Source organism: Streptomyces sennicomposti, assembly GCF_019890635.1.
In the GTDB taxonomy this organism is placed as follows: Bacteria; Actinomycetota; Actinomycetes; order Streptomycetales; family Streptomycetaceae; genus Streptomyces; species Streptomyces sennicomposti.
The window spans coordinates 1-26,374 of record NZ_JAIOAB010000009.1; the positions used below are offsets into that span (position 1 = coordinate 1).

General features: G+C 74.7%; 18 protein-coding genes and 3 tRNA genes. 6 read left to right on the plus strand and 15 right to left on the minus strand.

From position 1 onward, the window contains the following. Positions 1-81 precede the first annotated feature (81 nt). The gene (locus K7787_RS07765; protein WP_169438324.1) at positions 82-807 is read right to left on the minus strand and encodes a GAF and ANTAR domain-containing protein; all 726 of its coding nucleotides are present in this window, start codon (positions 805-807) and stop codon (positions 82-84) included. Between the two features lie 177 nt (positions 808-984). On the opposite strand from K7787_RS07765, the gene K7787_RS07770 reads away from it, so the two are divergent. Further along, positions 985-1,461, plus strand: a complete 477-nt coding sequence (locus K7787_RS07770; RefSeq protein ID WP_223000946.1) for a PPOX class F420-dependent oxidoreductase — start codon at positions 985-987, stop codon at positions 1,459-1,461. Positions 1,462-1,551: 90 nt separating this feature from the next. On the opposite strand, the gene K7787_RS07775 is transcribed toward K7787_RS07770, so the two are convergent. The 8 genes from K7787_RS07775 to K7787_RS07810 form a co-directional block, all read right to left on the minus strand. Then, positions 1,552-2,316: a TetR/AcrR family transcriptional regulator gene (locus K7787_RS07775; protein WP_223000947.1), complete on the minus strand. Its 765-nt coding sequence runs from the start codon at positions 2,314-2,316 to the stop codon at positions 1,552-1,554. 223 nt (positions 2,317-2,539) lie between these two features. Further along, on the minus strand, positions 2,540-4,957 hold the full coding sequence (locus K7787_RS07780; RefSeq protein WP_223000948.1) for a glycosyltransferase family 39 protein: 2,418 nt from the start codon (positions 4,955-4,957) through the stop codon (positions 2,540-2,542). After that, the gene (locus tag K7787_RS07785; RefSeq protein WP_223000949.1) at positions 4,954-6,585 is read right to left on the minus strand and encodes a glycosyltransferase; all 1,632 of its coding nucleotides are present in this window, start codon (positions 6,583-6,585) and stop codon (positions 4,954-4,956) included. Before K7787_RS07785 ends, K7787_RS07780 begins: the two co-directional genes overlap by 4 nt. A 14-nt stretch (positions 6,586-6,599) precedes the next feature. Then, positions 6,600-8,225, minus strand: coding sequence for a sensor histidine kinase (locus K7787_RS07790; RefSeq protein ID WP_223000950.1), 1,626 nt, complete (start codon positions 8,223-8,225; stop codon positions 6,600-6,602). Further along, positions 8,222-8,962, minus strand: coding sequence for a response regulator transcription factor (locus K7787_RS07795; RefSeq protein ID WP_043261802.1), 741 nt, complete (start codon positions 8,960-8,962; stop codon positions 8,222-8,224). The genes K7787_RS07790 and K7787_RS07795 overlap by 4 nt, the downstream gene beginning before the upstream one ends. A gap of 170 nt (positions 8,963-9,132) precedes the next feature. Continuing rightward, positions 9,133-10,017, minus strand: coding sequence for a DUF2797 domain-containing protein (locus K7787_RS07800; RefSeq protein ID WP_223000951.1), 885 nt, complete (start codon positions 10,015-10,017; stop codon positions 9,133-9,135). Positions 10,018-10,157: 140 nt separating this feature from the next. Beyond that, positions 10,158-10,230 (minus strand) — tRNA-Arg (locus K7787_RS07805). Between the two features lie 304 nt (positions 10,231-10,534). After that, positions 10,535-10,625: transfer RNA gene (locus K7787_RS07810), tRNA-Ser, on the minus strand. 173 nt (positions 10,626-10,798) lie between these two features. On the opposite strand from K7787_RS07810, the gene K7787_RS07815 reads away from it, so the two are divergent. Both K7787_RS07815 and K7787_RS07820 read left to right on the plus strand, forming a co-directional pair. Continuing rightward, on the plus strand, positions 10,799-11,371 hold the full coding sequence (locus K7787_RS07815) for an SSI family serine proteinase inhibitor (protein WP_247720670.1): 573 nt from the start codon (positions 10,799-10,801) through the stop codon (positions 11,369-11,371). Between the two features lie 332 nt (positions 11,372-11,703). Beyond that, positions 11,704-16,497, plus strand: a complete 4,794-nt coding sequence (locus tag K7787_RS07820; protein WP_308036307.1) for a response regulator — start codon at positions 11,704-11,706, stop codon at positions 16,495-16,497. Between the two features lie 66 nt (positions 16,498-16,563). Here K7787_RS07820 and K7787_RS07825 read toward each other — a convergent pair whose 3' ends face one another. After that, complete coding sequence (locus K7787_RS07825; protein WP_043261033.1) at positions 16,564-17,142, minus strand: TetR/AcrR family transcriptional regulator; 579 nt, start codon at positions 17,140-17,142, stop codon at positions 16,564-16,566. 130 nt (positions 17,143-17,272) lie between these two features. Between K7787_RS07825 and K7787_RS07830 the strand changes: the two genes are divergently transcribed. Next, positions 17,273-18,523 carry an MFS transporter gene (locus K7787_RS07830; protein WP_223000952.1) on the plus strand — a complete coding sequence of 417 codons (1,251 nt, stop codon included), beginning with the start codon at positions 17,273-17,275 and terminating at the stop codon, positions 18,521-18,523. A 137-nt stretch (positions 18,524-18,660) separates the two neighbouring features. On the opposite strand, the gene K7787_RS07835 is transcribed toward K7787_RS07830, so the two are convergent. From K7787_RS07835 to K7787_RS07845, 3 genes are all read right to left on the minus strand, one after another. Continuing rightward, positions 18,661-20,316: a long-chain fatty acid--CoA ligase gene (locus tag K7787_RS07835; RefSeq protein WP_223000953.1), complete on the minus strand. Its 1,656-nt coding sequence runs from the start codon at positions 20,314-20,316 to the stop codon at positions 18,661-18,663. Between the two features lie 170 nt (positions 20,317-20,486). Next, positions 20,487-21,044: a SigE family RNA polymerase sigma factor gene (locus K7787_RS07840; RefSeq protein ID WP_223000954.1), complete on the minus strand. Its 558-nt coding sequence runs from the start codon at positions 21,042-21,044 to the stop codon at positions 20,487-20,489. A gap of 430 nt (positions 21,045-21,474) precedes the next feature. Next, positions 21,475-21,786 carry a hypothetical protein gene (locus K7787_RS07845; RefSeq protein WP_009189485.1) on the minus strand — a complete coding sequence of 104 codons (312 nt, stop codon included), beginning with the start codon at positions 21,784-21,786 and terminating at the stop codon, positions 21,475-21,477. A gap of 397 nt (positions 21,787-22,183) precedes the next feature. Between K7787_RS07845 and K7787_RS07850 the strand changes: the two genes are divergently transcribed. Beyond that, positions 22,184-23,059, plus strand: a complete 876-nt coding sequence (locus tag K7787_RS07850) for a bifunctional DNA primase/polymerase (RefSeq protein ID WP_223000955.1) — start codon at positions 22,184-22,186, stop codon at positions 23,057-23,059. Positions 23,060-23,163: 104 nt separating this feature from the next. On the opposite strand, the gene K7787_RS07855 is transcribed toward K7787_RS07850, so the two are convergent. Then, a tRNA-Ser gene (locus K7787_RS07855) sits at positions 23,164-23,250 on the minus strand. A gap of 218 nt (positions 23,251-23,468) precedes the next feature. After that, positions 23,469-25,235, minus strand: coding sequence for a S1C family serine protease (locus tag K7787_RS07860; protein WP_223000956.1), 1,767 nt, complete (start codon positions 25,233-25,235; stop codon positions 23,469-23,471). A gap of 259 nt (positions 25,236-25,494) precedes the next feature. Between K7787_RS07860 and K7787_RS07865 the strand changes: the two genes are divergently transcribed. After that, positions 25,495-26,322: a glycerophosphodiester phosphodiesterase gene (locus K7787_RS07865; protein WP_009189488.1), complete on the plus strand. Its 828-nt coding sequence runs from the start codon at positions 25,495-25,497 to the stop codon at positions 26,320-26,322. Positions 26,323-26,374: the final 52 nt, after the last annotated feature.

Sequence of the window (26,374 nt, forward strand, 5' to 3'; positions counted from 1 at the left end):
GCGACCGGGAACGGAACGGAACGAGGGCAGGTCCGCGTCTCGCGGGCCTGCCCTCGTCGTGTCCCGAGGCGTGTCACGCGGTCAGGTGGCGTTCCGCTTCGCGTCGACGATCCGGCGGGCGATGTCGCGCAGTTTGACGTTCTCCCGCTGCGAGGTGCGCACCAGGCTGTCGAACGCCTCGGCCGCGTCGATGTCCTTGCGCTCCATGAGGATGCCGGTGGCCTGGCCGATCAGGTCCCGGGTGCGCATCGCCTCGGTGAGCTGCTCGCGCACGGTCGCCGAGTCCAGGGCGAGGCTCACGTGCGCGGTGAACAGCCGGCCGATGCGGGTGGCGTCGGCGTCGAAGGCGCGCGGCTTGCCGGCGTAGGCGGTGAGCACGGTCAGCCGCCGCTTCTCGGCGCGCAGCCGCAGCGCGAGCGCGGAGCGCAGCCCCGCGTCGGCCAGCGACCGGCCGCCCTCCTCCGTCTCACTGTCCGTCAGCCGGACCACGGGCGCGTGCCAGAGCTGGTCCCAGCAGGACGCCTGCGCATGCGCGCCGTCGGCTTCCTCCACGGTGCGTACGACCTCGTCGGTCCGGGCGATGCTGCGGCGGTGGCCGTCGCGTTCCAGCACGGAGATGCCCGCGTGCTCCGCCCCCGGCAGCAGTTGCACCGCGAGGCGCACGGCGACCTGCAGGGTGCTGTCCGGAGTGGTGGTGTCGTGCAGTTGCTGGGCGGCCGCCGTCAGGGCTTCGGGCAGCTCGATGTCCCCCAGAAAATGGGGCAATTCAGAAAAGTCGGACGCAGGCACCACGAACCTCTTCGGCATGCACGGCGCTGAGGCCATGCGCAGGAGAGCTCCGCAGCACATTCCCGACTGCGAGCACAGGACGAACAGAACCTTATCTCGTCCGTCCGCGCGATTTACGCCTGGTAGACGGTCGGCTTGCGCCCCGGCGAACCGACATGGCACGGCTGTGTGAGGCGGTCGGTCTACGCTGCGGGCATGGCACCGAACATCGCGAGCAACACCCGCGTCTCGCGGGACGAACTGCTGGACTTCGTACGGCCCCGCCACCGCGCCCTGCTGCTGACCCGCCGCGCCGACGGCGGCCCGCAGGCCTCGCCGCTGACCTGCGGCGTGGACGACTCCGGGCGGATCGTCGTCTCCACCTACCCGGAGCGCGCCAAGACCCGTAACGCCAAGCGTGACGCGCGGGTCAGCCTGGTCGTGCTGAGCGACGAGTGGAACGGGCCGTGGGTGCAGATCGACGGCACCGCCGAGGTGATCGACGCGCCGGACTCGGTGGAGCCGCTCGTCGAGTACTACCGCAACATCGCCGGCGAGCACCCCGACTGGGACGAGTACCGCGGGGCCATGATCAAGCAGGGCAAGTCGATCATCCGGATCACCCCGGAGCGCTGGGGCCCGGTGGCCACCGGCGGCTTCCCGGCGCGCCTGGTGAACGACGAGGAGGCGTAGGCCCCTTCGGCCCCGGGCCGCCGCTCGGCCCCGGCTGATGGCCGCCCAGCCCCGGGCGGCGACCGGTCGCCGGCCGTCCTGAGCGAGCGGTCAGCCGCGGGCCGCCATCGCCTCGATGCCCGCGACCAGCAGGTCCAGGGCGAAGGCGAAGTCGCGGTCGAGGATCTCCGCCACCGTGTCGCCGCCCCGGGCCGCCACGAGGTCCCGGGACTCCTCGATCACCCCGGCGGTCTGCGGGTCCCGGCGCACCGACTCCAGGGTCTGCCGGTAGTACTCGTCCGGCGTCAGCCCCGAGTCGGCGATCCGGCCGAAGAAGTGGCCCTCGATCGTGCCGTAGCCGTAGACGAACTGGAAGACGGCCGAGATGGCACCCGTGATGCCGTGCGCGGGCAGCCCGGTACGGCGGACCACGCGCCGCACCTCGCGCGAGTAGGCAAGGGCGTTCGGGCCGATGTTCGGGTAGCGGCCGACGAGCGGCGGCAGCCAGGGGTGGCGCACCAGCAGCGCCCGGTAGCCGACGGCCAGCCCGCGCAGCTCCTCGCGCCAGTCCTCGCCGGTGTCCGGGCGGGGCGGCGGCAGCTCGCCGAAGACGGCGTCGAGGGCGAGTTCGAGCAGGTCGTCCTTGGTGTCGACGTACCAGTAGACGGACATCGCCGTGACGTTCAGCTCGGCGGCGAGCCGGCGCATCGAGAACCGGTTCAGCCCCTCGGCGTCCAGCAGCCGCACCGTGGCCTCGGTGATCCGCGCCCGGTCGAGCCCGGACGGCTGCCCGCCGCCGCGTCCGCCCCGGCGCTCCTTGCCCGCCAGCCAGACACTGCGGCGCGCCGCGCCCTCGGCCCCGGCCGTCCTCACCATGGCGCACCTTCCTCGACTTCCCGAACCGGCGGACCTGCGAAGGGGCCCGTACCCGGGCGACCGCCTCCCCGCCATGGAGTGTGCCCGCTCCGGCCGGTACGGCAACAAGGTCGTCCCGGGGAGAGGGGAGGCGGGCGGAACGCGGGCGGGCGGGACGCGGGGAGGCGGCGGCCGGATCGGCCACCGCCTCCGTGGGCGCCGCGGTCGGTGCGGCGCGGGGCCGTCAGCTGCCGGTCACCGGCTGGGTGAGGTCGTAGAAGGTGGCCGAACCGGCCGTCACCTTCTTGAAGTTCTTCTCCACCCATGAGGTGATCTGCGCGGACGTGCCGTTGCCGCTGCCGCCCATGCCGCCTCCCATGCCGCCGCCCGAGACGAAGTAGTGGATCTTGCCCTGCTCCACGTACTTCTTGAACTGCGCGAGGGTCGGGGCCGGGTCGGTGCCGTTGAAGCCGCCGATCGCCATCACCGGGTCGCCGGTGGCGAGCTGGTAGCTGGCCGCGTTCTGGGAGCCGATGGAGGCGGCGACCCATGTGTACTTCGACGCGTCCTGCTCCAGCAGCTTCTTGGCCGCGGAGCCGACCTGGGCGCCGTCGAGCAGGCCGCCCATGCCGCCGCCGCCCATACCGCCGGTGCGGCCGCGCTCGCCGCCGGTCCAGCCGCCGCCGGGGAGGCCGGTGCCGCCGTTCTGCTGCCCCTGGCCGGTGCCGCCGTTCTGCTGGCCCTGGCCGTTCTGGCCCGGCGTGCCGCCGCCGGGGAAGCCTCCGGTGCCGCCACCCGGGAAGCCGCCGGTGCCGCCTCCGCCGGGGAGGCCGTTGCCGTTCTGCTGCCCCTGGCCGTTCTGCCGGCTCTGGCCGTTGGCGCCGCCGCCTCCGGGGAAGCCGCCGCCCATGCCGCGACCGCCGCCGCCGAAGCCCATCCGGCTCGCGCCCGCCGGTCCGGCCGTCGGGATGGACCCGGTGTGCGCGGTGTTCACCGTGCTCAGCGTGTACGCGGTCGGACCGGCCAGGCAGGTCACCAGGGCCGCGGCCACCGTGGCGAGCGCGAGCCGGCGGCCGAGCCGCCCCGCGAAGACCAGACCCAGGGCCGCGGTCAGCCCGCCCACCAGCACCAGCCACTTCAGCCAGGGCAGGTAGTCGGAGGTGCGGTTCAGCAGGACGTAGCCCCAGGCCGCGGTCGCCGTGACCGCGGCGGCCAGGGCGAGCGACGCCCACAGCCGGGAGCGCCGGGCCCACAGGGCGGTCGCGCCCATGCCGACGACGGCGGCGAGGTAGGGCGCGAGGGCCACCGTGTAGTACTGGTGGAAGATGCCCGCCATGTAGCTGAAGACGGCCGCCGTCATCACCAGCGAGCCGCCCCAGGCGAGGAAGGACGCGCGGGCCAGGTCGGTGCGCGCCGCCTTCCGGGTGAGCACCAGCCCGGCGACGAGCAGGATCAGCGCGGCCGGCAGCAGCCACGAGATCTGGCTGCCGATCTCGGAGTTGAACATCCGGTCCCAGCCGGTCTCGCCCCACTGGCCCGTGCCGCCGCCCCCGCCGCCACCGCCGCCCACGCTGCCGGTCTCGTCGCCGTTGATCCGGCCGAGGCCGTTGTAGCCGAAGGTCAGCTCCAGGAAGCTGTTGTTCTGCGAACCGCCGATGTACGGCCGCGAGGACGCGGGCCACAGCTCGACGATCGCCACCCACCAGCCGCCGGAGACGACGATCGCCGCCGTCGCGAGCGCGAGCTGCCCCAGCCGCTTCTTCAGCCGCACGGGCGCGCAGACGCCGTAGAGCAGGGCCAGCGGGGGCAGGATCAGGAAGGCCTGCAACGTCTTGGTGAGGAAGGCGAAGCCGACGGCGACGCCCGCCCACACCAGCCACTTGGTGCGGCCGTCCTCCAGGCCCCGGACGACGAGGTACACGGTCAGCGCCATCAGCAGCGCGAGCAGCGCGTCCGGGTTGTTGAACCGGAACATCAGCGCCGCGACCGGCGTGAGCGCGAGCACCGCGCCCGCGATCAGTCCGGCGGCCGGGCTGAACCGGCGGCGTACGGACGCGTAGACCACGGCGACCGTGAGGACGGCCATGATCACCTCGGGGACGAGGATCGCCCACGAGCTGAGCCCGAAGATCCGCACCGACAGGGCCATCGGCCACAGCGCGGCCGGGGGCTTGTCGACGGTGATGGCGTTGCCTGCGTCCAGCGAGCCGAAGAAGAACGCCTTCCAGGACGTGCTGCCCGCCTGTACGGCCGCCGAGTAGAAGGAGTTGGCGTAGCCGGACGCGCTGAGGTCGTAGAGGTACAGGAGCCCGGTGGCGAGCAGCAGGGCGAGGAAGGCGGGGCGCACCCAGCGCGGGTCCTCGGGCCGGCCGCGCCAGAGGCGGCGCGCGAAGGGCTGCTTCGGCTCGCCGGCTCCGGGGGCGGGGGCGGTTGCGGGCGGGGGCGCGACTCCGGGGGCGTGCGCCGGGGGCGGCGGGACGGCGGGGGCCGCGGGGGCGATGGTGGCCGTGGCCGCCGTAGCCGCCGTGGCCGCCGTGGCCGCCGTCGTGGCCGTGGTCGTCGTCGTGGTCGGGGCCGGGGTCGGGGGAGCGGTCGGAGGCGGACCCCAGGACGAGGGCCCCGCGCCTTCCTTCCGGCCCGTCCGGTCGTGCTCAGTGGTCATCGGGAGTCCTTCGCTTCGGTGTCGTTCGGACGCACCGGCCGCAGTCGCGTGGTCGCGTCCCCCCGGGTGCGTCCGGCGCCGTCACCGACGCGGAACGGGGTGGTGTCGTAGGCGGCGGTGTCGCGGCCGGAGGTGCCGTGGACGGAGGTGTCGTAGGAGCCGCCGTGCGGGGCGTCGTACGAGGTGCGGGCCGGGGCGTCGTACGCGGTGCGGGCCGGGGTGTCGTACGAGGTGCGCGGGGGTGTGGGGCGCTGCGGGAGCGGGCCGGGGACCGGGGACGGGCGGCCGCCGTCGCCGCTCGTGACGTACACCCGTGCGGACGACCCGCGTACGTCGCCGTCGGCGCCGGAGGTACCGGTGGTACCGGAGGCCGGGGCGGGCGGGGGCGGCTGGCGGTCGGGGAAGACCCAGGCCCGGAAGAGCAGGAAGCGCAGCACGGTCGCCGCGAGGTTGGCCGCCACCAGCACCGCGAGTTCGGTGGAGTGCGCCGGGCTGCTGGTGGCCGCGTTCAGGGCGGCCAGCGAGCCGCTGGTCAGGACGAGGCCGATGCCGAAGACGACGAGTCCCTGCGCCTGGTGGCGCACGGCGCCGCCCCGGCCGCGCACCCCGAAGGTCAGCCGCCGGTTGGCGGCGGTGTTGGCGACCGCCGAGACCAGCAGGGCCGCCGCGTTGGCGGTCTGGGAGCCGGCGAACTGCCGGAAGAGGCTGTAGAGCAGCAGATAGAAGAGGGTGGACAGGACGCCGACGACGCAGAACCCGACGAGCTGGCGGGCCAGTCCCCCCGGCACGTCCTGGATCTCGCGGTCGCGCGGGTCGTCGCCGAACGGCCGGGCCAGCCGGTCCAGCGGCAGCGAGCCGGTGGCCAGCGCCTTGCCGACCCGCCACACGCCCTTCAGGTCGTCGGTCGCCGTCCTGACGATGTGCACCGTGGAGTCCGGGTCGTCGACCCAGTCCACCGGCACCTCGTGGATGCGGAGCCCGGCCCGCTCGGCCAGCACCAGCATCTCGGTGTCGAAGAACCAGCCGGTGTCCTCCACCAGCGGCAGCAGCGCCTGGGCGACATCGCGCCGGATCGCCTTGAAGCCGCACTGCGCGTCGGAGAAGCGGGCCTGGAGCGAGCCGCGCAGGATGAGGTTGTAGGTGCGGGAGATGAACTCGCGCTTGGCCCCGCGCACCACCCGCGAACTGCGCGCGAGCCGCGAGCCGATGGCCAGGTCGGAGTGGCCGGAGATCAGCGGCGCCACCAGCGGCAGCAGCGCGTTGAGGTCGGTGGACAGGTCCACGTCCATATAGGCGAGGACCGGCGCCTCGGAGGCGGACCAGACGGTCCGCAGGGCGCGGCCCCGGCCCTTCTGCTCCAGCCGGAAGCTGTCCACCTCGGGCAGCTCGGCCGCCAGCCGGGCGGCCACCTGCGGGGTGCCGTCCGTGGAGGCGTTGTCCGCGACGGTGATGCGGAACGCGTACGGGAAGGTGCGCGCGAGGTGCTCGTGCAGCCGCAGCACGCACGGCCCGAGGTCCTTCTCCTCGTTGTAGACGGGGATCACTACGTCCAGGACAGGCGTACCGGCGTCGCCGGCCGGGAGGTGCTCCCGCGCCGGCAGGGTGCCGGGAGAAGAGTCGGTTCGCATGTCCCTGACTCTCCTCAACTGCCCTGTCGCACCGGTGTGGTGACGCTGTGGCGTGCCTGTGAGTGGGGTTGTGGAAGAGCCTGTGCGCGAACCTTGGTGCGGGCGTCCGGCTCCGGATGGAGGGCGGGCAGGTGGACCGTGAACACGGTCCGGCCGGGTTCGCTGTCGACGGTGACGGCGCCGCCGTGCGCGGTCGCCACGGCCTGCACGATGGCCAGGCCCAGCCCGGTGGAGCCGGTGGCGCGCGAGCGCGCCGAGTCGCCCCGGGCGAACCGTTCGAACACGCGCGGCAGCAGCTCGGCCGGGATGCCCGGCCCGTCGTCCTGGACGTCCACGCACAGCCACGGCCCGGCGTGCCGCACGCGCGCGGTGACGGTCGTGCCGGGCGGGGTGTGGGTGCGGGCGTTGGCGAGCAGGTTGACGAGCACCTGCTGGAGCCGGGCCGCGTCGGCCGAGACGAGGGCGGGTTCGTCGGGCAGGTCCAGCCGCCAGTTGTGGTCCCGCCCGGCGGCCCGCGCGTCGCTGACGGTGTCGACGACGAGCGGGACGAGGTCGGTGTGCTCGAACCGCAGCGGCCGGCCCGCGTCCAGCCGGGCGAGCAGCAGCAGGTCCTCGACGAGCAGCGTCATCCGCCCCGCCTCGGACTCGATGCGGCCGAGCGCGTGCCGGGTGTCCGGGCCGACCTCCTCGCGGCCGCGCCGGGTCAGCTCGGCGTAGCCGCGGATGGAGGCGAGCGGGGTGCGCAGCTCGTGGCTGGCGTCCGCGACGAACTGCCGTACCCGGGTCTCGCTCTGCTGCCGGGCGTGCAGCGCGCCGTGGATGTGGTCGAGCATGCGGTTGAGCGCGGCGCCGACCTGGCCGACCTCGGTGTGCGGGTCGGTCTCCGGCTCCGGGACGCGCTCGCTGAGGTTCACCTCGCCGGTGTGCAGGGGCAGTTCGGAGACGCGGGTGGCGGTGGCGGCGACGCGGCGCAGCGGGCGCAGGGCGACGCCGACGATGGCGGCGCCGGCCAGCAGGGCGGCGACGAGTCCGGCGGTGGTGACGCTGATCTCGACCAGGATCAGGGTGGTGACGGTGTTCTCGACGTCGGCGGTGGGGACGGCCACGTAGTAGGTGCCGTTGGGGCCGGACACGTACTGGACGCGGTAGCCGCCGAGGCCGGGGACGTCCACCGTGTGCTTGCGGTAGTCGCGCGGGACCGTGTCGAGCACGCCGAGCTGGGTGCCGGTGAGCGGCTTGGCGTCCATCACGGGGACGTTGTTGTCGCCGTTGACCTTGGTGCCGACCTCGGCGTCGGTGACGGTGCCGTTGTCGACCTTCGCGACGATCGTCTCCTCCGGCTGCGGGCCCCGGGTGACGAACTCGACCAGGTCGACGCTGCTGCCCTGCCGCTGGGGCGTCAGGCCGCCGCCCGTGCGGCCGTCCGGCGGCCGTGGGCCGCCCGCCGCCCGCATGGCGACCTCCGTGAGCCGGCCGTCCAGCTGCTCGTAGAGGTGGGAGCGCAGGGCGAGCGTCGTCACGGCGCCGATCACCGAGCAGACCACGGCGATCAGCACCACGGACGCGACGACGAGCCGCGTCCGCAGCGTGCGCGGCTTGGGGGCTCGCCGCTGCGTGCGCGACCGTCGCCGCCCGCTCATGAGACCGCGGGCTTGATCAGGTAGCCGGCGCCGCGCCGGGTGTGGATCATCGGCTCCCGCCCGGCGTCGATCTTGCGCCGCAGGTAGGAGATGTACAGCTCGACGACGTTGGCCTGCCCGCCGAAGTCGTACGACCAGACGCGGTCCAGGATCTGCGCCTTGCTGAGCACGCGCCGCGGGTTGCGCATGAGGAAGCGGAGCAGTTCGAACTCGGTGGCGGTGAGGTGGATGTCCTGCCCGCCGCGCGAGACCTCGTGGCTGTCCTCGTCCAGGGTGAGGTCGCCGACGACCAGCACGGACTCGGAGCGCCGGTCGGCGGCGCCGGCGCGCCGGATCAGTCCGCGCAGCCGGGCGACGACCTCCTCCAGGCTGAACGGCTTGGTGACGTAGTCGTCCCCGCCCGCCGTGAGCCCGGCGATCCGGTCCTCCACGGCGTCCTTGGCGGTCAGGAACAGCACGGGCACGTCGGGCAGCTCGCGGCGCAGCCGGCCGAGGACGGTGAGGCCGTCCATGTCGGGCAGCATCATGTCGAGGACGACGGCGTCGGGCCGGAACTCGCGCGCGGTCTGCACGGCGCCCTGGCCGTCCCCCGCGCTGCGGATCTGCCAGCCCTCGTAGCGCAGGGCCATGGACAGCAGTTCGGTGATCGACAGCTCGTCGTCCACCACAAGCACCCGGACGGGGCTCCCGTCCGGCCTCAGCAGTTCGGTGCGCCCCTGGGGCGAGGTCGTGGTCATGGTGGACACCTTGTCGGCGCCCTCTGAGAACACGCTTGCACTAATCTGTGATTTCCCTGAGAAACGCACAGGCGCCTCTCAGGGAACACCTGGGAACGGGGCGGCCGGTGACGGGGCGGCATCTGCCGGGCGGCCGGGGGGACGGGGGGCGGGGGCCCGGGGGGACGGCCTCAGAACAACCCGTCCTGCACGTCCCGCGCCGCCTCGAACTCCCGCACCGGCAACGTGAGTCCGCCGCCCTCCGCCGCCCACGGACCGAGCCCCCACCCGGTCATGAGCCGGGTGTCGAGCACGACGATCCCGCCCCGGTCCCCCACCGCGAGATGCAGATCGGGCCCGGCGGCGGCGACCAGCTCCCCGCTGACGCCCCCGCCCGCGACCAGCTCGCTCACCGCGCCGACGGGAGCGGGCAGCCCCGCGAGGCCGAACACGTCCAGGTGGTCGACGGGCCGGAACGGCGCCCGCTCCAGCGACTCCGGCCAGCCGGTCAGCGCGGTCGCCCGCCCGTGCAGTTCCCGGATCTCGGCGGCCCGCTCCGCCGCACCCGCCGGCAGCGCGGACCGGACGGCGCGCTTCAGGGCGTAGGGGATCCGGTCGGGCACGCCGAGCGCGGCGCGCAGCAGCTCCTCCGTCCGCCGGGCCGCCATCAACGGCCCGGCGCCGAGCCAGCTGAAGCAGACGGCGCCCTGTTCGAGCAGCCGCGCCGGGCCCCGTTCGACCGCGGTGATCCCCACCTTGGCCATCCCGGGCCCGAACCAGGCGAGATACACGCGGTACGGCCGCGGGTCGTCCGCCATCGTGTCGGCGGCCACCGAGTGCGCGCGGTCCAGCCGCGCGCACTCCTCGCACCGCGCCCCCGTACTCCGGCCCGGCACCGGGGCCCGTACGGGACACGCGTGCCCCCGCGCCCCCACGCACGCCCGCGCACCCCCTTCGGCGACCCGGAAGGCCACCCGCTTGCCCCACGGCAGCGCACTGGTCCGCCCGTCCCGCCACACCAGCACGGGCCCGTCCACGGACCACCGCAACCCCGAGCACTCCCACACCTGCGCCATCACCCCGACCCTACGAGCCCCCACCGACAACACGGGCCCTCACGTCGCGGCCGGACATCGCCACAGCACGCGGAACCACAGAAACGCAGAAACGCAGAAACACCAGAGGCCCCGGATCTCTCCGGGGCCTCTGGCCTGTGTGCACTCGGCAGGATTCGAACCTGCAACCTTCTGATCCGTAGTCAGATGCTCTATCCGTTAAGCTACGAGTGCTTGTTCTGTTTTTCGTCTTCGCTCCCGGTCCTTTCGGCCCGCTCGCGGCGACAGGAAGAACATTACATGACTGCCGCCGTCATGTGAAATCCATTCCCCCCATCCGGCCTGACCTGCGGAAACGTCGTTCGGGGGTGGGGTGCGCGCCGGGGGTCGGGGAGCGGGCCCGGGGGCGTCGGGTGGCGGAAAGTGACGGGGGCCACGCAGCACCCGGACGCGGGCGGGAGAGGGCGGTGCCGGGGGCGCGGCCGGCCGGGAAACGCCGAAGCCCCGGTCCTGGGACCGGGGCTTCGGGGATCTTGCGCGGAGGCGGAGGGATTTGAACCCTCGATGGGCTTTAAGGCCCAAACCGCATTAGCAGTGCGGCGCCATAGACCGGACTAGGCGACGCCTCCAGCACAACCGCTCACGCGAGCGCGCGATCGGTGCGTGCAGATGATGACACAGACTTGCGGGGTGCCACCAATCGCCACCCACGGTACTAGGCGGTCGGGGCCCAGGGCAAAGCCCTTGTCCCGCTGTGTCGGCCCCGGCGCAACCTCCGGTGCTCTGCCGCGTTGGTCCGGACATGGTGCAGGTCAGCTCTTCTTCGTCGTCGTCCGCTTCCGTCTCGTCGTCCGTCTCGTCGTCCGTCTCGCCGTCCGTCGCCTCGTCCGCCTCTGCGTCCGCTGCCTCCGTCCCCTCCGTCTCCCCGGTGCGGCTCCTGGTCCGGGCCGTCGTCTCCGCCGGGGCGTGCGCCGCGCTCACCGCGCTGTTCGCCGGGACGGCCGCCGCCGGGGTCGGGGCGCCGCCGCCCGTCCGGGACGAGGACCGGGCCGGTGATCACCTCACCGTCACGGTGCGGGACGCGGGCGACGGCCGGGACGGGACGTACGAGCTGTCCTGCCACCCCGCGCACGGCAGCCATCCCGATGCGCGGGGCGCGTGCGCGGCGCTCGACCGCGACACGCGCTGGGGGCGTGACACCTTCGCGCCCGTGCCCGACGGCACCGTCTGCACCCTCCAGTACGGCGGCCCGGCCACCGCCCGGGTCACCGGTATCTGGGCCGGGCGTCCCGTCGACGCCCTCTACACCCGCGGCAACGGCTGCGAGATCGCGCGCTGGAAGCGGCTTGTGCCCCTCCTGCCCGACCTCGGGTGATCCGCCGGGCGCCGACCTCGGGTGATCCGCCGTGCAGGGGCTCCGGGGATCCGCCGCGGGGGGGGCTCCGGTGACCCCCGTCCTCCGGCTCCGGCGCCCCCGTCCTCCCGTCCCGGTGGCCCCCGTCCTCCGGTTCCGGTGGTCCGCGGAGCGCGCCCCGTGCGAGGGCGGGGCGGCGCGGGGCCGGCGTCACCTCGTCGTGCGACCTCCCTCTCATCCGCCGTCGCGAGCGCAACCCCAGCGCTTAGACTCCTTCGCGTGACACGCTGCGGGCCGGTTGGCAAGATGGCCCCCGCGGTCGGCAAGGTGCGGTAACAGGGAGGAAGCGTCTCGTGAGCAGCAGGCCATCCCGAGGCGCTGCTCGCCTCGCTGCCATACTCGACGCGCTGCCCGACGCCTTGGTGCTGGTCAACGCCAACGGCACGGTCGTCAACGCCAACACCATCGCCCTGGAGGCCTTCGAGACCCCGGGCACCGCCCTGGTGGGGCGCGGGCTGCTCGATCTGCTGCCGCAGTTCGACTCCAAGCTCATCCCCGGCTCCATGCGCCGCCCCGACCACATCGACCCGCGCGCCCGCACCAAGCCGACCCGGATGATCGCCCGGCGCACCGACGGCACCGAGTTCCCGGTCGAGGTCACGAGCGCGAATCTGCAGAACGGCCAGCAGGCGTACGACACCTCCGGCTACACCGGCGACGAGCTGCTGATGCTGGTCGTGCGCGATCTGTCCGGCACCGTCGACACCGAGGCCGAACTGGCCCGTTCGCAGCGGCAGACGGAGATGATCCTTCGGGCCGCCTCCGAGGGCGTCGTGGGCACCGACACCGACGGGCGGATCGTCCTCGTCAACCCCGCCGCCGCCCAGATCCTCGGCTACCGCGCCGGCGAACTCGGCGGCCGCGAGCTGCACACGCTCGTCCTGCACTCCCGCGCCGACGGCTCCCCGTTCCCGTACGAGGAGTCGCCGCTCGCCGACACGCTGCGCTCCGGGCGCAAGCACCGGGTGCGCGGCCAGGTGCTGTGGTCCAAGGCCGGGGACAAGGTGCCCGTCGACCTGACCACCGCGCCGGTCCGCGACGGCGACCAGCTCGTCGGCGCCGTGATGACCTTCACCGACCGCCGCCCCTACGACGCCCTCGCCGACGAGAAGGCCGCCGCCGAGAAGCGGCACGAGGAGCAGTTGGAGCGCCTCGCCGAGGAGCACGGCTCCGAACTCACCGCCCTGCGCCAGCGGCACGTCGCCGAGATCGAGGAGCTCACCGAGCGGCACGCGGAGGAACTCGCCGCGAACGAGGAGCGGTACGCCGCGCTCGGCGAGCGCGAGAAGGACCGCTACGAGGCCCTCGCCGCCCGCCACGAGCAGCTGCTGACCCTGCTCGGCGGCTCCCTGCGCGGCCCGCTGGACGAGCTGCGCCGCGAACTGGCCGCCCTCGCCGCCGACGACGCCGGCCAGCTGTGGCCCGAGGCCAACCAGGTGCTGCACCACCTGTCCGCCGGCTACTCGCGGATCACCACCCTCATCGACAACGTCCTCGGCTACCAGCGCCTCGACGTCGGCAGCGAGGAGATCACCCGGACGAAGGTGATGCTCGACGCGGTCGTCGCCGCCGGGGTGGACGGCGCAGTCGAACTCGTCGGGCCCGGCCGGGTGCAGTTCGCCGTGCACGCCCCGCCCATCGAGGCGGAGGTCGATCCGCAGCGCCTGGCCACCGCCCTCGCCCATCTCGTCGCGGACGTCGCGGGCGTGGACGCCACCGGCAACTCGCCCGTCTCCGCGGGCGGTTACATGGACAACACCGTCGTGGTCGCGGCGGCCCAGCGCGGCAACGTCGTCCGGATCGAGGTGCGCGGCCCGTACGCGGGCGGCGACCCGGTGCACGAGCCGATCGTGCGCGGCATCGTCCGCGCGCACGGCGGCGTGCTCCAGACGGTCGAGGTGCCGGGGATGAGCGGCAGCGCGTACGTCCTGGAGGTGCCCATCGGCGACGGGGCGGGGGCCGTGGCCGCCGGTTACGTCCCGGAGTACGCCCAGGAGGCGGCGAGCGCCGGCGCGGACCCCGCGGCCCTGGCCGCGCGGCCCGCCGAGGGCGTCGGCGCCGAGGTCGCGCTGCCCGCGCAGGCCACGGCCGGCGGGCGGCGGCGGGCCCGGCGCAGCTCCACCGACGCGTTCCTGGACGCCGACGACGTCGAGGGCGAGACCCCGGCGGACGGCGACGCCCGGCCCGCGCCGACCGGACGACGCCGGCGGCGCGCCGCGGACGCGCCCGCTTCCGGTCCCGCTCCCGCTTCCGCTTCCGGTCCTGCTTCCGGTTCCGCTCCCGCTCCCGCTTCCGCGCAGATTCCGGCGCAGAGCGCGGGCGAGGGCCCGGCTCAGGGCGCCGGGGCGTCCGGCGGTACGGGGCGCCGGCGGGGCCGGCCCGCCGAGATCGCCCCCGCGGGAGCGACAGGGGTCGCCGACGGCGCCGGTGTCTCCGAAGGGGCCGTGGTCACGGCGGCCGAGCACGCGGCCGGCGCCGCGGCGGCCGGCTCCGGGCTGGGCGGCACGGTGCCGCCGCAGGGCGTGCCCGCGCCCACCGGACGGCGCGCCCGGCGCGAGATCGGTGAGCCCCAGCCGTCCCAGCCGCCCCAGCCCCACGCGCTGCCCCCGGCGCTTCCGGCGGCCGACCAGGCCGGTTCCCCGGCCGGCGTCCCTGGGGACTCCGCCGCCGAGGGCGCTCCCGGCCCCGGTGACTCCGACGGTTCCAACGGCTCCGGTGCGCAGCCGACCGGACGACGGCGGCGTGCCCTCGCGGCGGCGAACGAACGTGCCGCCGCGCAGGAGGCCGCCCCGCGCACGGTCTTCGCCCTGCCGCCCGCCGACGCGGACCGGCCGGAGTCCGAGGCCGCGCCTTCGGTACGCGTTCCCGCCCAGGGCGCGGGTCCCGGCGCCGCCCCCGTGGCGGGGCGGCACGACGCCGTACCGCTCGACCAGGCCGACGACGACCGCACCCCGCCGCAGCCGCACCCGACCACCGCGCCCACCGGGCGTCGGCGGCGCGCGGTGGCCCCGCCGCAGTCCGCGCCGGCCCCCGCGGCGACTCCCGCGGGGGCGGACGCGGCGCCCGTGCCGGGCGCGCCCGCGCAGGAGACGGTCGTCGGGCAAGGGGTCGCGATGCCCGGCGCGCCGGGGGTGCCCGGCATGACCGGCGTGCCCGTCGGCCCCAGCGTGCCCTTGCAGGGCGGGCCGGTGGCCGGTGGCCAGGTGCCGGGTGGGCCGGTGCCCGGTGTCGCGGTGCCGGGTGGGCCTGCCGTTGCGCCCGGTGCGGCGGTGACCGTGGCTCCGCAGGGCGTGCCGCAGGCGGCTCCCCAAGCTGCTCCTCAAGCCGTTCCTCCGGTCGGTCCCGGTCAGCCGGGTGCCGGACCGCAGGTCGCGGGCGTGACGCCGCCGCCCGGTCAGGGTGCCGCGGCCGTGCCCGCTCCCGGGACGCCCGTCGCGCAGCCGCCCGCCGTTCCGGGGCAGGGCGCCTCCGGTGGGCCGCTGCCGGCCGAGTCGCCCGGCACTCCGCCCCAGGGCGTTCCCGCCGCGCCTCCCGCGCAGCCGGTCCCGGCTCCCGGTGCTCCCGCCCCCGCTCCCGTCGCCCAGCAGTGGCCCGCAGGCACCGACGGCACCCAGGGCACCGGCATGCCCGTACCCCCGGTGCCGCCCACCGCCCCCGTACCGCCGAACGCCCCCGTCGGCCCCGCCGCTCCCCTGCCCCCGGCCGCCGCCCCCGGCACCCCGCCGCACGGCACCCCGGCCCCCGGCGTCCCGGCCGCCGCCACGCCCGCCACCGGCACCCCGCTCCCGCCCGAGCAGACCGCCGCCCCGGCGACCGGCCAGACGCCCGCCACCCCGGCGGCGCCGGCCCGCAACACCCCCCGCGCGGCGCAGCCCCTGCCCGCCGAGGCCGCCGCCCCGGTCGACCCCCACTCCACCCAGGGCCGGGCGATCAGCGTGCGGACGCTCGGTCAGGGCGTGCCCTTCAGCCGTCAGGCCGCGCAGGTGCAGCAGGCGACCCCGCCCCCGCACGCGCCCGGCGGTTCCGGCCGCCGCCGCAAGCTGGGGACCCCGCCCGACCCGGCGGCCGGCCGCGGCGAACAGCGGCCGGAGCAGGTCGCCCGCCCGCACTCCCCGGCGGCCGAACCGGCCCCCGCCCAGCCCGCGTCCCCGGCCGCGCCGCCCGCGCAGGCGCAGCCGCCGCACCCCTCGTCGCCGTCCCTGCCCGGACAGCCCCGCCTCGCGCCGGGCACCGAGGGCGCCGGACGGTCGTACGCCATAGGCGCCCCGGACGAGAACGCCGCCGAGGGGCCCGAACCGCTGGACGGTCCCGGCGGCGCCGTGGAGATCGCGGACACGCCGCGCCCGCAGCCGATGGACGACGAGCTGCCGCCCGAGCCGCTGGACAACCCGCGCCGGCTGCTGGTGTGGCCGGCTCCCGACGTCACCACGCAGCAGGCGCTCAGCGACCGCGGCTACCGGCCCGTCATCGTGCACTCGCGCGAGGAGGTGGACGCGCAGATCGCGGCCTTCCCCGCCGCGCTGTTCGTCGATCCGCTGACCGGGCCGATCACCCGGACCGCGTTGCAGTCGCTGCGCCAGGCCGCGGTCGCCGCGGAGGTCCCCGTGCTGGTCACGGCCGGTCTCGGGCAGGCGACGCGCGAGGCGGCGTACGGCGCCGATCCGGCCGTGCTGCTGAAGGCGCTCGCGCCGCGCGACAGCGAGCAGCACCCGCCGCGGGTCCTGCTGGTGGAGGAGCACGCGGAGATCGCGCTGGCCCTGACGGCGACGCTGGAGCGGCGCGGCATGCAGGTGGCGCGGGCCGCGAGCGACAACGACGCGGTGACGCTGGCGGGGCAGTTCCGGCCCAACCTGGTGGTGATGGACCTGATGCAGGTGCACCGCCGGCAGGCCGGGATCCTGGACTGGCTGCGCGCGAACGGCCGGCTCAACCGCACCCCGCTCGTGGTCTACACGGCCGCCGTGGACCCGGCCGAGCTGCCCCGGCTGGCCTCGGGCGAGACGGTGCTGTTCCTCGCGGAGCGGTCCACCAGCGCCGAGGTGCAGACGCGGATCGTCGACCTGCTGGCCCGGATCGGCACCAACTGACGGCCCGGGTCGGAGCATCCTCCGGACCGGGTGAGTCGCCCGCTGCTACTGCTGCTACTGCTGCTCCTACTTCGCCACGAGTCTGCGGGCCGCCTCCTTGACGGACGCCCGCAGCCGGTCCTGGTCGGTGTCCGCCGCGCCGACCAGGATGCGCTGGATCTGGGGCACGACGGCGGCCCAGTCGGCCAGCGCCATCAGCAGGAACATCAGGTCCCGCGCGGGGATCGCGTCGCTGAGCACGCCCCGGTCCTGGCCGTCCTGGACGGCGGCGACCTTGCGCGCGTAGTGGTCCTGGCGCTCGGCCTCGTCCGGCAGTTCGGCGGCGCCGTACTCGATGCCCTCCCAGAACAGCAGGCGCAGGAACTCCGGGTGGGCCGCGTGGTAGTCCAGCAGTCGGTCGATCCAGCCCTCGATGTCGTCCGCGTCGACCGGCACGGCCGCCGCGAGGTCCACCATCGAGCGGCTCAGCACCTGGGAGAACAGCTGGTCCTTGTTGCCGAAGTAGGCGTAGATCAGCTGCTTGTTGGCCTTGGCCTGCGCGGCGATGCGGTCGATACGGGCGCCCGCGACGCCGTGCCGGGCGAACTCGGCGACCGCCGCCTCGTAGATCCGGGCCTTGGTGGCCTCTGGGTCCCTTGCTGCCATGGGGACAGGGTACGACGCTGGCAACCAACTATTTGGTTGACGGGGAATCCCTCGCCGCCGCAGACTGTTCCCCGTTCCAACCAACCAGTTGGTTGCCAATCTGTACGCACGCATCGGAGGCCCACAGCCCATGCCGTCGTCGTCACCCGCCCCCGCTCCCGCCCCCGTCCCCACCACCACGGCGTCCGCGCTCACGCCCACGCCCGCCACCACCGCCGGGACCGGCCCCCGCCGGGGCCTCGGTCCCAACGCCTTCCTGGCCCTCATCGCCCTGTGCACGGCCGTCACCGCCGGGAACATCTATCTCGCGGCCCCGATGCTCCCCCTCATCGCCCGGGACTTCGGCTCGGTGCCCTCCGCCGTGGCCTGGATCGCCTCGGTGGCCCAGTTCGGATACGCGGCCGGGCTGCTGTTCTTCGCGCCGCTCGGCGACCGGGTGAACCGGCGTCCGCTGGTGGCCGGGCTGTCCCTGGCGACGACGGCGGCGCTCGTCGCGGCCGCGCTGGCGCCCGGCACCGCGGCCCTCGCGGCGGCGGTGTTCGCCGCCTCCGCCGCGACCGTGGTGCCGCAGCTGCTCGTCCCGATGGTCGCCGAACGCGCCCCCGCCGACCGCCGCGCGCGGCACGTGGCCGCGGTGATAGCCGGTCTGTTCACGGGCATCGTCGCCGCCCGGGTGCTCGGCGGGCTGGCCGGGCAGGCGTTCGGCTGGCGCTGGGTGTTCGTGGGCGCGGCCGTGCTGACCCTCGCGCTCGGTCTCGCGACCGCGTCCGCCCTGCCGTCGGAGCGCCGCCGGGGCGCCGGTCCGCTGCTGTCCGGCGTCGCCGCGCTGCCCGGGCTCGTCCGCCGCTCGCCCGACCTGTGGCGCGCGTGTCTGCGGCAGGCCGGCATGTTCGGCGCCTGGAGCGCGCTGTGGACCTCGCTCGCGCTGCTGCTGACGGGCCGGCCGTACGGCCTGTCCACGGCGACCGCCGGCCTCTTCGGCCTGTTCGGCCTCGCCGCGAGCGCGGTGGCCCCGCTGGCCGGGGGTCTGGTCGACCGGTTCGGCGCGACCAGGGTCGTACGGTCGGCGTACGTCCTGGCCGCCGCGTCCGTGCCGCTGTTCTGGCTGGGCGGGCGGACGATGGCGGCGCTGTTCGTGGCCGCCGTGGCGATCCACGCGGCCCTGGTGGCCTCCCACGTCGCCAACCAGACCCTGGCCCTGACGACCACCTCCTCCCCGGCGACCGCCAACACCGCCTACGTCGTCTCCGGCTTCGCGGGCGCCGCCCTCGCCTCCTCGGCCGCCGCCCCCGCCTTCGCCCACTGGGGCTGGTCCGGGGTGTGCGCGGTGGCGGCGGTGTGGCTGGTACTGGGGTGGACTACGACGGCGGTACGGCGGTGAGGCGCCTGACGGGGCGGCGGCTACGGGGGCGGGAGCGGCGCGGGGGACGGCGGCTACGGGGGCGGGAGCGGCGGCGTACGGCCGCCACCACCCGCGAACCCGCCGCCCGCGAACCCGGCGTCCGCGAGTCCGCCGCCTCAGAACCGGGTGACGTCCAGCTCGCCCGCCGCGTACTGCCTGCGCAGCACCTTCTTGTCGAACTTGCCGACGCTGGTCTTCGGCACCGACTCGATGATCGTCCAGCGCTCCGGGAGCTGCCACTTGGCGATCTTGCCCTCCACGGCGAGGAAGTCGCGCAGCGTCTCGAAGCCGACGCTGGCGCCCTCCCTGAGGACGACGGTGGCCAGCGGGCGCTCGCCCCACCTGTCGTCCGGGACGGCGACGACGGCGGCCTCGGCGACGTCCGGGTGGGACATCAGGGCGTTCTCCAGGTCGACCGAGGAGATCCACTCGCCGCCGGACTTGATGACGTCCTTGGCGCGGTCGGTGAGGGTGAGGAAGCCCTCCGGGCTGATGGTGCCGACGTCGCCCGTCTTCAGCCAGCCGTCCTCGCTGAACTTGTCGGCGGGGCGCAGCGGTTCGGCGTCGGGGCCGTTGTAGTAGGCGCCGGCGATCCACGGGCCGCGCACCTCCAGCTCGCCGGCGGACTCGCCGTCCCAGGGGAGGCGTTCGCCGCCGGGGCCGGTCAGGCGGGCCTCGACGCCGGCCGGGAAGCGGCCCTGGGTGAGGCGGTAGCCGAACTCCTCGTCGGTGCCGACCGCGTGGGCCGGCGGCCGGGCCACCGTGCCGAGCGGGGAGGTCTCCGTCATGCCCCAGGCGTGGCAGACCCGCATGCCGAGCTTGTCGAACGCCTGCATGAGCGAGGGCGGACAGGCGGAGCCGCCGATGGTGACCTGGGCGAGGGAGGACACGTCGCGCGGACGGGCGGTCAGCTCGGCGAGCAGGCCCTGCCAGATGGTGGGGACGGCGGCGGCGTGGGTCGGCCGCTCGCGCTCGATCATCTCGGCGAGCGGGGCGGGCTGCAGGAACCGGTCCGGCATCAGCATGTTGACGCCGGTCATGAAGGTGGCGTGCGGCAGCCCCCACGCGTTGACGTGGAACTGCGGGACCACGACCAGCGAGGTGTCCTGGTCGGTCAGGCCCATGGACTGCGTCATGTTGACCTGCATGGAGTGCAGGTAGATCGAACGGTGGCTGTAGACGACGCCCTTGGGGTCGCCGGTGGTGCCGGAGGTGTAGCACATGGCGGCGGCCTGGCGTTCGTCCAGCTCGGGCCAGTCGTAGGTGGTCGGCCGGTCGGCGATCAGGTCCTCGTACTCGTGCACGCGCGCGTGGACGCCGTCGAGCGGGGTGCGGTCGCCGGGGCCGGAGACGACGATGTGCTCGACCGTCGTCAGCTGCGGCAGCAGCGGGGCGAGCAGGGGGATCAGGGAGCCGTTGACGATGATCACGCGGTCGGCGGCGTGGTTGACGATCCAGGCCAGCTGCTCGGCGGGCAGCCGCAGGTTGAGCGTGTGCAGCACCGCGCCCATGGCGGGGACGGCGAAGTACGCCTCGACGTGATCAGCGTTATTCCACATAAGAGTGGCAATTCGATCATCGCCCCGGACGCCGAGTTCGTCGCGCAGGGCGTTCGCGAGCCGCACCGCGCGGGCGCCCGCCTCGGCGAAGCTGCGCCGCTGCGGCTCCCCCTCGCCGGTCCAGGTGATGATCTGGGACCGTCCGTGCACCCGTACCCCGTGCAGGAGGATGCGGGTCACGGTCAGCGGTACGTCCTGCATGGTGCTCAGCACGGCGGCGTCCTCCCGAGGCGGCGTTGCCTACGCGGTGGTAGGGGGCTGCGCTGATTCTGCGCACATACCACGCGGTATGTCACTAGGCCCGGGGGAACATGCGGCGCAATATTGCCCACATCGGCGTCGGACATCGATGTCCGGGCTGGGACCGTAGCCGGGGCCGGGGCTCAGCGGGCGAGCGCCAGTTCCGGGTCCTCGCGCAGCTTGCCGAGCGCCCGCGACACCGCCGACTTCACCGTGCCCACGGACACCCCGAGCACCTCGGCCGTCTGCACCTCGGAGAGATCCTCGTAATACCTGAGGACGACCATCGCCCGCTGCCGGTTGGGCAGCTTGGCGATCGCCCGCCACATGGCGTCGCGCAGCGCCTGCTGCTCGGCGGGGTCGGCCGTGCCGGCCACGGACTCCGGTTCGGGCAGCTCGTCGCAGGCGAACTCGTCGACCCTGCGCTTGCGCCACTGGGAGGTGCGCGTGTTCAGCAGCGCGCGGCGGACATAGCCGTCGAGGGCGCGGTGGTCCTCGATCCGCTCCCACGCGACGTACGTCTTGGTGAGCGCGGTCTGCAGCAGGTCCTCCGCGTCGGCCGGGTTCGCGGTCAGCGACCGTGCGGCGCGCAGCAGCGTCGGCTGGCGGGCCCGCATGTACGAGGCGAACGACGGATACGCCGGATCGGGCGTCGCCGGCAGGGCGGCGGTCGACGCGCCGGCGCAGACGGGTGTGGTCATGGCTTCCACGCTAGGAGCGGCGCCCGGGCGGCGGATCGCCCGCAGGTCCCGAAGCGTCGTCCCCCTCAGGTTGTAGGGGTGGGGCTGTCCGCACCTCCTGAAGGTGGACGAGGGGGAGCCGGGTACTGCGGGTTCCCCCCTGGGTGACGGCCGGTGAGTCCCCGGCGTGGCACCACACCACGGCGTGCCACCTGCCCGCTGCCGCCGCACGCCGCCGTACGCCCCTCGCCTGCCGTACGACTCTCGCACAAGCGCCTGCCCGACACCCCTGGCACGCGTGCCTGCCCGCCCCCCTCCTCGTACGCACGCCTGCGCGGCGGCGCCGGAGCACCGCCGCGCAGGCGTGTCACATCCCCACAAGCACGTCCCGGGGTGTCCCCGGGATGTCAGGGCCGGCGGTTCCCCACGAAGCGCACCGGCCCGCCCCGGCTCACCACAGAGGGGTGAAGTGGACGGCGAGGTTCCTGTTGCCCTGCTGGACGCCGGTGAAGGCGGAGCCGTCGACCTGGGCGCTGTTGCTCTGGTTGGAGGCGCCGGTGCCGACCGCCTGCTGCTGCGCGGTGGAGGAGTTGCCGGCGTTGTCGCGGCCGACACCGCTGCCGGCGACGCTCGCGGCGCCCGCGTTCGATCCGTTGTCCGCGAAGGCGCCGTTGTCCGCGGCCGCGACGCCGGTGAAGAGGGCGGCGGCGAGTGGGAGCGCGGTGACGGCGGCGAGAAGGCGGACGGTACGGATGCTTGCCATGGTGCTCCTTCAGTGAGAGGTGCTGAAGTTCGGCTGTCACCAGGGAGGTCGGCCGACCGCCCCGGCGCTCTGTGCGACGTCGCGAGACCAGGCTTGCCCACCGGTCCCCCGCGTACCACCCCGGAGATCCCGATTCCCACGCAAGCGTGAGGACAGGTCAATAAACCCCTTTCGCGACGTTTCGCGCCCTCGGGGCCGACGCGGACTCCCTGCGGAGGGACCGGGACCCCCCTCGGCCACCCAGCCCCCGCAAGGGCCGAAACGTCCCTGCACCAGCCCCGGGAACCGGCCGCCGACCACCCCGAAACCCCGGCAAGACGCCCCGCGACCCCGCACCCCCGGGCGTGCCGCCTCACCCCCTCTTCCCTTTTTCGAACGCACGTACGACCATCGATCCATGGCCACCCTTGACCGGCAGGCCACGACGCTGGCCCTCGCGCACGCCCTGTCAGCCGCCGAACGCGGCCTGGCCGTGATCCCCCTGTCCCGGACGAAGCTCCCGGCCCTGCGCTCCCCCCACCGCGACGACCCCGACCCCGGCCGCCCGCCCTGCCGCGGCGAGTGCGGTCGCTTCGGCCACGGCGTCCACGACGCCTCGGCCGACCCGGCGCGCGTGCGCGCGCTGTTCGCCGCCGCGCCCCGCGCCACCGGCTACGGCATCGCCTGCGGGCTGCCGCCGTACCACCTGATCGGCGTCGACCTCGACACCAAGGCCGGCACGGACGCCGTGGCCGCGCTGCGCGGCCTCGCCCGGCGGCACCGGTTCACCGTCCCCGCCACCGTGGTCGTCCTGACCCCGAGCGGCGGCCGTCACCTGTGGCTGAGCGGGCCCGCGGACGTGGTCGTCCCGAACTCCGCGAGCCGGCTGGCGCCCGGCATCGACATCCGGGGCGCGGGCGGCTACCTGGTCGGCCCCGGCTCGCGCACCGAGCGCGGCGTCTACGCCGTCGCCCCCGGCACCGCCCACCTGCCGCCCGCCCCCTGCCCGCGGGCCCTGCTGCGCCTCCTCCTGCCCCCGCCGCACGCCCCCGGCCAGCGCGCGCACCCGCCCGGTGACCGCTCGGGCGAGAGCCTGGTGCGGTTCGTCCTCGCGGCACACGAGGGCCAGCGCAACGCCCGCCTGTTCTGGGCCGCCTGCCGCGCCTACGAGACGGGCATCGGCCCCGCCCTCACCACCGCGCTCACCCTCGCGGCCACCACCACCGGCCTCACCGAACGAGAAGCCCGGGCAACCATCGCCTCAGCGGCCCGCCGAACGGACCGACGCCCATGAGCCCCCGGCCACCGTCCCCGGAGGACCACGGCCGCCCGCGGCGAGGGAAAAGGAAACAGGAGAGCCCCCGACCGATCCTGCCGGTCAGGGACTCTCGACCACTGCGGTGGGTGTGGGATTTGAACCCACGGAGACATCGCTGCCTCGACGGTTTTCAAGACCGTTCCCTTAGGCCGCTCGGGCAACCCACCTCGCTCCTCGCCCACCTGGGGCGGAGCGGGTACAGACTACCGGCCTCTCGGTGCGTGCGGGGGTGAGGTCCGCACGGGGGATCAAGTCGGCCTGCCCGTAAGGGAAGCCGCGTGGCTAGTCCTCGCTCCGTCCCCGCGCCGTCGATCGCGTACGGCGCGGGGACGGGGCGAGGCGGGCGTTCAAGCGGCCCAGGGGGCCGCCCTCGTCAGGCCGGCGGTCAGTTGTCGCCCACGCGGGAGCCGAGCGTGACCGTGGTGGTGTGCTCCTTGCCGCCGCGCTTGTAGGTGATCGTGACCTTGTCGCCGGGCTTGTGGGTCCAGATCTCGCCGATCAGGGTGGGCCCGGAGTCGATCACCGAGTCGTCGAGCTTGGTGATCACGTCGCCGGACTTGAGACCCGCCTTGTCGGCCGGCCCGCCGGACTCCACCGACGCCGCACCGCCGACACCCTGGTCGGTGATGGTCGCACCGCCCGAGCCGTCCTCCAGCGACACCGAGGCGCCGATCTTCGCGTAGACCGGCTTGCCGGTCTTGATCAGCTGCTGGGCGACGTACTTGGCCTGGTTGATCGGGATGGCGAAGCCCAGGCCGATCGAGCCGGACTGGCCCGAGCCGCCGAGGCCGCCGCTGCTGGAGGACTGGATCGCGGAGTTGATGCCGATGACCGCCCCGCGCTCGTCCAGCAGCGGGCCGCCGGAGTTGCCCGGGTTGATGGAGGCGTCCGTCTGCAGGGCGCTCATGTAGGACGCCTTGCTGTCCGAGCTGCCGTCACTGGAGGCGACCGGCCGGTTCTTGGCGCTGATGATGCCCGTCGTCACCGTGTTCGACAGGCCGAAGGGCGCGCCGATGGCGATCGTCTCGTCGCCGACGGCCACCTTGTCCGAGTCGCCGAGGGCGAGTGGCTTCAGGTCCGACGGGGCGTTCTTCAGCTTGATCACGGCGACGTCGTAGCCCTGCGCGTGGCCGACGACCTCGGCGTCGTACTTCTTGCCGCTGGGGAACGTGGCGGTGAGCTTGCCGCCGTCCACGGCGTCGGCCACCACGTGGTTGTTGGTGACGATGTGGCCCTGGGTGTCGAACACGAAGCCGGTTCCGGTGCCGCCCTGGCCGTTGGCGCCCTCGGACTCGATGGTGACGGTGCTCGGCAGCGCCTTGGCGGCCACGCCCGCGATCGAGTTCGGGTCGCGCTTGACCTGCGCGGCGCCGGAGTCGGAGGCGGAGACCGTGGTGGAGCCGCTGTTGTCGTCGTTCTTCGCCAGGGTGTAGCCGAGGCCGCCGCCCAGGCCGCCGGCGACCAGCGCGGCCACCAGCACCGCGGCGATCAGCCCGCCGCGCCGGCCGCGCGCCTTCTGCTCGGGCTGCGCCGGCGCTCCCCAGCCGGCGCCCCAGCCGGGTCCCGCGCCATGACCACCGCCGTGACCACCGCCGGGTCCCGCGCCCTGACCCGTTCCGTAGCCCTCGCCGGAGCCCGGGCCGTGACCCGTTCCGTAGCCCTCGCCGGAGCCCGGGCCGTGACCCGATCCGTAACCCTCGCCCGAGCCCGCGCCCTGGCCCGCTCCGTACCCCTCGCCCGCACCGGGGCCCGTGCCCGTGCCCGTGCCGCCGCCGGCCGCGTAGGCGGGCGTGGCGGGGGGCGGGGGCGGCCAGGAGCCGTCGGCGGGCGAGCTGCCGTAGCCGGGGGCGTCCGGGGCCGGGGCGCCGGTGGCGGTGGGGGCGTCGGAGAAGCCCGGCCCGCCCTGAGCGCCAGGGCCGCCGTCGTGAGCACCGGGACCGCCGCTCGGAGCACCAGGGCCGCCGGGGGTCCCGGCCGGGGCGGACTGGTGCGCGGCGCCCGGCACGTGCGGGGGCGTGCTGGGCGGCGGCGGGGTGGGCGCACCGCCGCTCCGCGGGGCGGCCTGCTGCGGGGAGGCTGCGGACGGGTCCACCGGCACGGGAGGCGCGGACGGGGCCGGGGGTACCTCGTTGCCCTCGTTCTCGGTGCTCACAGCTCTTCTCCTCGATCCACGGCTGTTGTTGTCGGTCGCACTAGGTCACGCTCGCTCATGCCTGCCGACGACCCGGCGTGCTCCAGCTGTGCATGTACATGTGTAGGTAGTCAGCTTTTCCCACAGGCCGTCAGAGCACCATAAGCCGTGGCTGTGGGTCCGACCCTGTTCCTTATATAGGTCATCTCACATGAAACGGACACATCATCGACACCCGTTCGCCGTCACGCCTACCCCACGACGATGGCACCATGACGCGGTGACCCACGCACGGCAGCACCACCCCCAGGTAGTCGCCCACCGCGGCGCCTCCGAGGCCGCCCCGGAGCACACGCTGGCCGCCTACCGGAAGGCCATCGAGGACGGCGCGGACGCGCTCGAGTGCGACGTGCGCCTCACCGCCGACGGCCATCTCGTCTGCGTGCACGACCGCCGCGTCAACCGTACGTCCAACGGCCGCGGCGCGGTGTCCGCCCTGGAACTCGCCGACCTCGCCGCCCTGGACTTCGGCGCCCTGCGGACCCGGGCCTCCTGGCGGGGCCGGGACGAGGAGCCCGACTGGGAGGTGCGGCCCGAGGACCCCGAGGACACCTCCGTCCTCACCCTGGAGCGGCTGCTCGAACTCGTCGCCGACGCCGGCCGGCGCGTGGAGCTGGCGATCGAGACCAAACACCCCACCCGCTGGGCCGGGCAGGTGGAGGAGAGGCTGCTGGAGCTGCTGAAGCGGTTCGGGCTGGACGCCCCGGCCTCCGCCGCCGAGTCGCCGGTGCGGGTGATGAGCTTCTCGGCGCGCTCCCTGCACCGGGTGCGGGCGGCCTCGCCGACGCTGCCGACCGTCTACCTGATGCAGTTCGTCTCGCCCCGGCTGCGCGACGGGCGCCTGCCGGCCGGGGTGCGGATCGCGGGTCCCTCCCTCCGGATCGTGCGCGGCCACCCGGCGTACGTGGAGCGGCTCAAGCAGGCCGGGCACCAGGTGCACGTGTGGACGGTGAACGAGCCCGAGGACGTCGATCTCTGCGTCGAGCTGGGCGTCGACGCCATCATCACCAACCGCCCGCGCGCGGTGCTGCAACAGCTCGGCCGCTGATCCGTCACCGATGCGTCGCGGCTCTTGACCGGGGCGGTCCCCTGCCACCAAG

Coding starts and splice junctions, on each gene's coding strand:
- K7787_RS07770 (WP_223000946.1), top strand. CDS start 985: ATGGCACCGAACATCGCGAGCAACACCCGCGTCTCGCGGGACGAACTG.
- K7787_RS07840 (WP_223000954.1), bottom strand. CDS start 21,044: ATGACCACACCCGTCTGCGCCGGCGCGTCGACCGCCGCCCTGCCGGCG.
- K7787_RS07850 (WP_223000955.1), top strand. CDS start 22,184: ATGGCCACCCTTGACCGGCAGGCCACGACGCTGGCCCTCGCGCACGCC.
- K7787_RS07765 (WP_169438324.1), bottom strand. CDS start 807: ATGCCGAAGAGGTTCGTGGTGCCTGCGTCCGACTTTTCTGAATTGCCC.
- K7787_RS07825 (WP_043261033.1), bottom strand. CDS start 17,142: ATGGCAGCAAGGGACCCAGAGGCCACCAAGGCCCGGATCTACGAGGCG.
- K7787_RS07815 (WP_247720670.1), top strand. CDS start 10,799: ATGGTGCAGGTCAGCTCTTCTTCGTCGTCGTCCGCTTCCGTCTCGTCG.
- K7787_RS07775 (WP_223000947.1), bottom strand. CDS start 2,316: ATGGTGAGGACGGCCGGGGCCGAGGGCGCGGCGCGCCGCAGTGTCTGG.
- K7787_RS07785 (WP_223000949.1), bottom strand. CDS start 6,585: ATGCGAACCGACTCTTCTCCCGGCACCCTGCCGGCGCGGGAGCACCTC.
- K7787_RS07795 (WP_043261802.1), bottom strand. CDS start 8,962: ATGACCACGACCTCGCCCCAGGGGCGCACCGAACTGCTGAGGCCGGAC.
- K7787_RS07800 (WP_223000951.1), bottom strand. CDS start 10,017: ATGGCGCAGGTGTGGGAGTGCTCGGGGTTGCGGTGGTCCGTGGACGGG.
- K7787_RS07780 (WP_223000948.1), bottom strand. CDS start 4,957: ATGACCACTGAGCACGACCGGACGGGCCGGAAGGAAGGCGCGGGGCCC.
- K7787_RS07830 (WP_223000952.1), top strand. CDS start 17,273: ATGCCGTCGTCGTCACCCGCCCCCGCTCCCGCCCCCGTCCCCACCACC.
- K7787_RS07845 (WP_009189485.1), bottom strand. CDS start 21,786: ATGGCAAGCATCCGTACCGTCCGCCTTCTCGCCGCCGTCACCGCGCTC.
- K7787_RS07790 (WP_223000950.1), bottom strand. CDS start 8,225: ATGAGCGGGCGGCGACGGTCGCGCACGCAGCGGCGAGCCCCCAAGCCG.